Source organism: Streptomyces sp. HSW2009, assembly GCF_040240285.1.
Classification (GTDB): Bacteria; Actinomycetota; Actinomycetes; order Streptomycetales; family Streptomycetaceae; genus Streptomyces.
The window spans coordinates 1-6,694 of record NZ_JBEHZD010000454.1 but is presented as its reverse complement, the minus strand read 5'-3'; the positions used below and the strand labels follow the sequence as shown (position 1 = coordinate 6,694).

Here is a 6,694-nt window from a genome sequence, read left to right as displayed (position 1 = left end):
CCCCCCCCCCCCCCCCCCCCCCCCCCGCGCCGCGCGGGCCCGGCCCCCCCCCGGGGGGGCCGCGGCCCCCCCCCCGCGGGGCCCCCCCGCCCCCCCCCGGGGGCCCCCCCCCCGCCCCCCCCCACGGGGTGCGTCGCCGCGCCACCTGCGGCCGGGGCTCCGGGGGCGTACGGATCGCCGGGGCCCGGGGCTCCGGGCGCGTACGGGCGGTGCGCGGCGGGGGCTTCGACCACCCGCGGGACGTCCGGCGCGGGCGCCTCACCACCAGCCGGGGCGCCCCGTCCGCAGGGACGCACCACGACGGGTGCGTCACGTGCCTGCGGGACATCGGGGACGGGTTCGGCAGACACAGCGGGTACATCGGGTGCGGGCGGGCGGCCGGTGTCAGGGGTGGGTCGGGCGTTCGGCCGCGGGTGGGTGGGGTCAGGCATGCCGGGGCTCCAGGGGGGGGCGGCTGGGGCGGTCGGCCGGGCCCGCGAGGGTGATCTCACGGGCGGCCAGGGCGCGGACGGCGGGCGAGTGCGAGGCGAACACGACGACGTGGTCGGCGGTGGCTTCACGCAGCCGGGCCAGCACCTGCGCCTCGGTCGCGGCGTCCAGCGCCGAGGTCACGTCGTCGAGCAGCAGGATGGGGCAGCCGAGCAGCAACGTCCGTGCGAGGGCGACGAGTTGGCGCTGCCCGCCGGAGAGGGCGGCGCCCCGCTCGCCCACCGGGGTGTCCAGGCCGGCCGGCAGTCCCGCCAGGGCCAGGTCGAGCCCGGCGGTCCGGCAGGCCGCCGCCAGCTCGGCGGTGTCCCGGTCCCCGCCGAGCAGCAGGTTCTCGACGACGGTGCCGGCGAGCAGCAGCGGGTGTTCGGGGACGAACCCCACCGTGCGGTACAGCACGTCCGGGTGGGGTGCGGCCAGGTCGTGCCCGCCGAAGTCGACCGTGCCCGCGGCCGGGACGAGGCGGGCCAGCGCGCGCAGCAGGGTGCTCTTGCCGCAGCCGGTGGGCCCCGTCAGCACGATCCACTCGCCGGGCCCGGCCGTCAGGTCCAGCGGCCCGATCGGGGTCCGGCCCGCGCGGTGCACGGTGAGGCTGGCCGCGACCAACGCGCCCCGCTCCGGCAGCGCGGCCGTACCGTCGCCGGCGGGCACCGGCAGGTCGAGCACCTCGCTGATCCGGCCGGCGGCGACCAGGGCCTCCGTGCGGTCGCCGAGCCGGTCGACCGTGACGCCGACGGCCACCGAGACGGTGCCCATCCACAGGGCGAAGGTGGTGAGCTGGCCGACGGTGATCCGGCCGTCGATCGCCGCGCGCCCGCCGAGGAGCAGCCCGGCGACCACGGCCAGCAGCGGTACGACGAAGGCGACCGCCTCCCAGGCCGCGCCGACCGCGGCGAGCCGCAGGGTGCGCCGGGTGACCTGGGCGCTGTGCCGGTGGTGTCGTTCCACCAGCAGGCGGTCGGCGCCCACGCCGCGCAGCGGCAGCAGCGCGGCGAGGAGTTCTTCGACGGTGCTGCCGCGCCTGCCGTGGGCCCGCGACAGCGCCTCGGCCCGCCGCGCGTACAGCGCCGGGAAGACCCGGTTGACCAGCAGCAGGAGGGGCACCGTGGCGAGTGCGACGAGCAGCAGCAGTGGATCGAGGCCGAGTAGCGCGGGGCCGAGCAGCAGCCCGGTGAGGCCGATGACCACCCAGGTGGTCAGGCCGTGCACCCAGGCCAGGACGGCATCGACGTCGCGGGTGGCGCGCACCGCGAGGTCGCCGGTGCGGTCGGCGCCGCGCTCCAGGGTGTCGGTGTCGACGGTGAGCACGGCACCCAGCAGCCGGGTGCGCAGCCGGGCGCCCGTGTGGGCCTCGGCGAGGTTGCTCCACAACTGCCAGCCGCGCATGCCCGCGTACTCGGCGGTTGCGGCACACAGGAAGACGGCCGCGTAGCCGGCGGCTGCGGTGGCGTTGCCGTCCCTGACGCCGCTGTCGACGGCGCGGCCGAGCAGCCAGGGCAGGGCGAGGAAGGCGAGTTGGCGCAGCGCCGCCCAGCAGGCGGAGCGCACGAGGTACGGGCGGACGTCGGCCAGGCACTGGCGCAGTAGACGCGCGGCGGGGGTGGAGGTGGACACCGTGGTGACCGTAGGCGTGCAGCGGGGCGCGGCGTCGAAACGGGCGGGCCGGATCGTCGAACGCGGCGCCCGGATCGTACGCAGGGGCCGTACGTCGGGGCCGGACGTCGGGGCTGCGCACCTGGGCCGTACGCCTGGACCGCCACCGGGGCCGGCGCACCGTGTCGGGCGCGCCCTCCCGGGAGGGGAGGAGCAGCGGCCGGCGCCACCGCGGGTACGCGCGCCGCGCGCCCGGGAGCGCCGTCTGCCCGGAAACGCCATTCGCCGGGGGCGCTGGCCCGCGCGGTCCACCCCGCGGTCCACCCGATGGGCCGCGCAGTGGGCACGTCGTGGTCCGCGGGTTGGATGCGCGGGGCGGTCGCGGCCCTAGCCTGACCAGGCCCGGCCGACCGAAGGAGTTCCACAGATGTCCCGCCGCAGTCCCCGCACCGTCGTCACCTTCCCCATCGTGCTGCGGGAGTTGACGGTCCTACGGGCCTTCGACGTCACGCCGGGGATGCGTCGGATCACGCTGGGCGGCCCGCAGTTGCGGGCGTTCCACCGGGACGGCCTCGACCTGCCGGCGCTGCGCACCGAGGGGTTCGACGACCACGTCAAGTTCTTCTTCCCCGAGCGGCCGGGGCAGCCTCCGGTGCTCCCCGGACAGAACGTGAGCAGCCTCGACTGGCCCACCGACGCACGGCCGCTGGCCAAGGACTACACGCCGGTGCGGTTCGACCCGGAGGCCGGCGAGATCGACTTCGACTTCGTCCGCCACCCCGGCGGCGTCGCCTCCTCCTGGGCCGCGCGGGCCCGGCCCGGCGCCCCCGCCTGGATCGCGGGGCCGAAGATGTCGCACGGCGCGCCCGAAGGCGCGGACTGGCTGCTGGTCATCGGCGACGAGACCGCGTTGCCGGCGATCGGGCGCTGGCTGGCTCAGATGCCGGCCGACACCAGGGCGCGGGTGTTCATCGAGGTCGGCGAGGAGAGCCATCGTCAGGAGTTGCCGACCGCCGCCGACGCCGACGTCACCTGGCTGGTGCGCGACGGGGCGCCAGCCGGCACCACCGATCTGCTGGAGCAGGCGGTGCGTGCCATGGCGTGGCTGCCCGGGACGGTCTTCGTCTGGGCCGCGGGTGAGGCAGGCGCCCTCAAGGGCATCCGACGCCATCTCACGGTGGATCGTCAGGTGCCGCGCGAACACACCCACATCACCGGCTACTGGCGCCGCACCGACACTCCACACGGCGAGGACGCAGCGCCGGCCGCCACGGAGGAACAGCAGGACGCCCACGACCGGCTGCACGAGCTGACCGACCTGGCTCCCGGCCTCGCCATCCGCTCCGCCGTCACCCTCGGCCTGATCGACCTCGTCTACCAGGGGGTGGGTGACGGGGCGGAGTTGGCCCGGCGCTGTGGTGCGGACCTGCGTACCCTGACCGCGCTCCTGGACTACCTGGTCGCCCTTGAGGTGTGTGCCAAGGACGACGGCGGCTACCGCCTCACCCCGGTGGGCGAGGAACTCGTCGAGGACGACCACTCCCTCCAGGAGTACGACCTGCGGGGCGCGCAAGCGGCGTTCGACCTGTCGCTCGCGGGCCTCGCACACACGGTGCGCACCGGCTGGCCGGCGGCGCGCACCGCGGCGGGCGCGCCGCTGGCCGCCGCGTTGCGCACCGACGCGGCGGTCGGCGGCTCGGCCCGCTGGGCGGTGGAAGAAGAGGCCAGGTGGGTCGCATCGGGCGCGGTGCAGGCGTACGACTGGTCGCGGGTGGCCATGCTGACCGCGGCCGGTCCCGGCGCGGCTACGGTGGTGAACGCCCTGGTCAAGGCGTTCCCCTCGGTACGGGTGCGGCTCGGGGCGCTCCCCTCTGAGCTGGCGGTGGTCGGCGAGCGGGTGCTCGACGCGGACGTGCTGCCGCGGGTGGACCTGCTTCCCCACACGGGCCCGGTGCCGCCCGGCGCCGAGACGCTGTTGCTGTGCCGTCTGTTGGAGCGCCTGCCCGCGGCGGACGCCGTGCTGACGCTGCGCGACGCGGCAGCCGGGCTGCCGGCCGGCGGCGGGCTGGTGCTGGTGGAGCGGGTGGGGCTGGTGGAAGGGGTAGCGGGGCCGGGCGGGTTCGCCGACCTCGATGACGCGTGGCACCACCGGCACCTGACGGCCGCGTTCGGCGCGGGGCGGCGCACCGAGGCGGAGGTGGCCGCGCTGGTGGCGGAGGCGGGTTGCGTGGTCACCGACTGCCGGGACATCGGCTGGGACCACCGCCTGTGGGTGCTCACACCCACCCCCTGACGCGCCCACCCAGCCACCCAGCCGCCCAGCCACCCACCCACCGGGCCGCAGGACGCCGTCCGCTGGCGACCCGGTGGGCCTGGTGGCCGGGGTAGACCGGGTGGTGGGCTTGGTGGGCCGAGTGGACCGGGTGGTGGGCCGAGTGGACTGGGTGGACCGGGTGGACTGGCTGGGCAGAGTGGACTGGGTGGGGCCGGCCCACCCAGTGGGCCCGATCGGTCCAAGGCGCTCCACGCCTCCCGGTAGACGCAGCGCGCCCCCGTCCGTCCGGCGCGCTCGGTAGCCGTTGCGCGTGTGGCGGTTCCAGCGCGATCAGTGGCCGGGCACACCCGCCAGATCTGCACGAAAGCGCACGTCAGCACCCCGGTGGTAGCGTCGTTGCATGACCCCGGAAGAGCTCGCCGACCTGGCCCATCTGCGGCGTGCCCGGGACTTGATCGACCGGGAGTACGCCCGCCCGCTGGACGTGCCGACGATGGCGCGCCAGGCGCTGATGTCGCCCGCGCACTTCTCGCGCCGGTTCCGCGCGGCGTACGGCGAGACGCCGTACGGCTATCTCATGACCCGCCGGATCGAGCGGGCGATGGCGCTGCTGCGTGCCGGGGTGAGCGTGACCGATGCGTGTCTGGCGGTGGGTGCCACGTCGCTCGGGTCCTTCAGTTCGCGGTTCACCGAGATCGTGGGGGAGACACCCAGCGCGTACCGCGGTCGGGAGCACCGGGCGGTGGTGGCGATGCCTGCCTGTGTGGCGAAGGTGACCACCCGACCGCTGCGCGGCGCATCGAGCAGGATTCGAGAAGCGGGCCATGCGCCCCGCGCCTAGCGTGGGCCGCATGACCATCGCACTGCAGTACTGCCACATCACCGTCAACGACCCGGACGCGTCGCTCGGCTTCTACCGGGACGCGCTCGGCCTCGTCGTGCGCAACGACGTCGCATCGGACGGCTTCCGCTGGGTCACCCTCAGCAGCGACGACCAACCCGACCTCCAGGTCGTGCTTTCGGAACCACACGCCGGCCGTTCCCAGGCCGACGGCGACACCTTGCAGGAGTTGCTGACCAAGGGTGTGCTGCCGATGACCGTGTTCCGCACCGACGACCTGGACGCCACCTTCGAACGGGTCCGGGCCTCGGGCGCCGAGGTGCTCCAGGAACCCATCGACCAGCCCTGGGGGCCGCGCGACTGCGCGTTCCGCGACCCCTCGGGCAACATGGTCCGCATCCAACAGGCCGGATAGCGGCCTCCCGCCGGCCCCGCGAGCCTGTGCGTACGTGCCCGTGCCAGCCGGTAGGTGCCCGCGCCAGCCCGTACGCGCCGGCGTCAGCCCCTGCTGCCTGCCCGCGTCAGCCCGTATCCGCCGTACGCCGTGACCGACTCCCCCGTACGCCGTCGGGTTACGGGCCGGGGGAACCGCCCGGCCGCTCAGCCACCGGCCGGCAGGGCGGTGACCACCGCCCCGACCTGCGCCAACCGCTCGACCGCGTACGCCGGGTCGATCAGCGACTCGGGTGTGTGGAGGCCGGGCGGGGCGGCCGGGCCGCGCAGGCCCAGCAGGTGTTCGACGCCGAGGGCGATGCCGAGGGCGGTCAGCGGGCGCTGCCCTTCGGGGTGGACGAGGGCCCGGCTGAGCCGCAGCGGCGCGCCCCCCGGGCCCACCCCTGCGAGGTCGATCCGCACCTCGATGGACGGGCCACCGCCGCCGCGCCGCCCGGCGGACTCGCCGACCGCGAAGGCGAAGCGCACGTCCGCGGCCCCGGTGGCCAGCGCGAGGCTCGGCACATCGAGGATGGCGACGTTCTGCCCGGTCAGTACGGTGCCGTCAATGCTGGTCAGCGGCGTTTGCGCGGCGTCTTCCGGGAGCCAGGTGAAGACGCCGTCGCGGCGCACCAGACCGGCCGATGTGGCGGTCGACCAGCGGGCCAGGTCGGCGATGCCGGCGGGCCCGCCGGTGTCCGCCTCGTCGAGTACCGCCCCGATGCGGATGCTGTCGACCCGCTCGAATGCGTCGGCCCACGCCAACGCCGCCAGTACGACGGTGCCCGCGCACCAGTGGCTGGCCAGCAGCAGCGGCGCGCCCGTCCCCCGGGCGGCGGCGACGACCTCGGGGGCGATGTCCACCAGGCCGCTGGAGATGCTGAGGTAGGGCACCCGGTGGCGCTGCGCGTAGCGCAGTCCGTGCAGCCGGTCGTCCCACAGTGCGGCGACCACCGCCGTGTGGCCGCCCCCCGGCGGGGCGGCCGGCCGGCCCCCGTCGCCCCCGGTCAGGTCGCCCGTGGCCGCCGGGGCGGCCCCCCGTCCCGCGGCCGCCAGCACGGCGCCGG

At 76.2% G+C, this 6,694-nt stretch carries 5 protein-coding genes and 1 pseudogene; 3 read left to right on the top strand and 3 right to left on the bottom strand.

What is annotated here, in order from left to right:
* Both AAHZ94_RS26010 and AAHZ94_RS26005 read right to left on the bottom strand, forming a co-directional pair.
* Positions 1 to 350, bottom strand: a pseudogene (locus AAHZ94_RS26010) (hypothetical protein); the annotation flags it as partial.
* A gap of 73 nt (positions 351 to 423) precedes the next feature.
* Positions 424 to 2,100: an ATP-binding cassette domain-containing protein gene (locus tag AAHZ94_RS26005; protein WP_349995697.1), complete on the bottom strand. Its 1,677-nt coding sequence runs from the start codon at positions 2,098 to 2,100 to the stop codon at positions 424 to 426.
* Between the two features lie 406 nt (positions 2,101 to 2,506).
* Here AAHZ94_RS26005 and AAHZ94_RS26000 point away from each other — a divergent pair, with 406 nt between their 5' ends.
* The 3 genes from AAHZ94_RS26000 (at position 2,507) to AAHZ94_RS25990 (ending at position 5,610) form a co-directional block, all read left to right on the top strand.
* Positions 2,507 to 4,372, top strand: a complete 1,866-nt coding sequence (locus AAHZ94_RS26000) for an SIP domain-containing protein (RefSeq protein ID WP_349995695.1) — start codon at positions 2,507 to 2,509, stop codon at positions 4,370 to 4,372.
* A 382-nt stretch (positions 4,373 to 4,754) separates the two neighbouring features.
* Positions 4,755 to 5,195, top strand: a complete 441-nt coding sequence (locus AAHZ94_RS25995; protein WP_349995693.1) for a helix-turn-helix transcriptional regulator — start codon at positions 4,755 to 4,757, stop codon at positions 5,193 to 5,195.
* A 10-nt stretch (positions 5,196 to 5,205) separates the two neighbouring features.
* Positions 5,206 to 5,610: a VOC family protein gene (locus AAHZ94_RS25990; protein ID WP_349995692.1), complete on the top strand. Its 405-nt coding sequence runs from the start codon at positions 5,206 to 5,208 to the stop codon at positions 5,608 to 5,610.
* Positions 5,611 to 5,795: 185 nt separating this feature from the next.
* Here the strand turns inward: AAHZ94_RS25990 and AAHZ94_RS25985 are convergent.
* Positions 5,796 to 6,694, bottom strand: an 899-nt coding sequence (locus AAHZ94_RS25985; protein ID WP_349995691.1) for a saccharopine dehydrogenase, incomplete at its 5' end; no start/stop codon positions are given.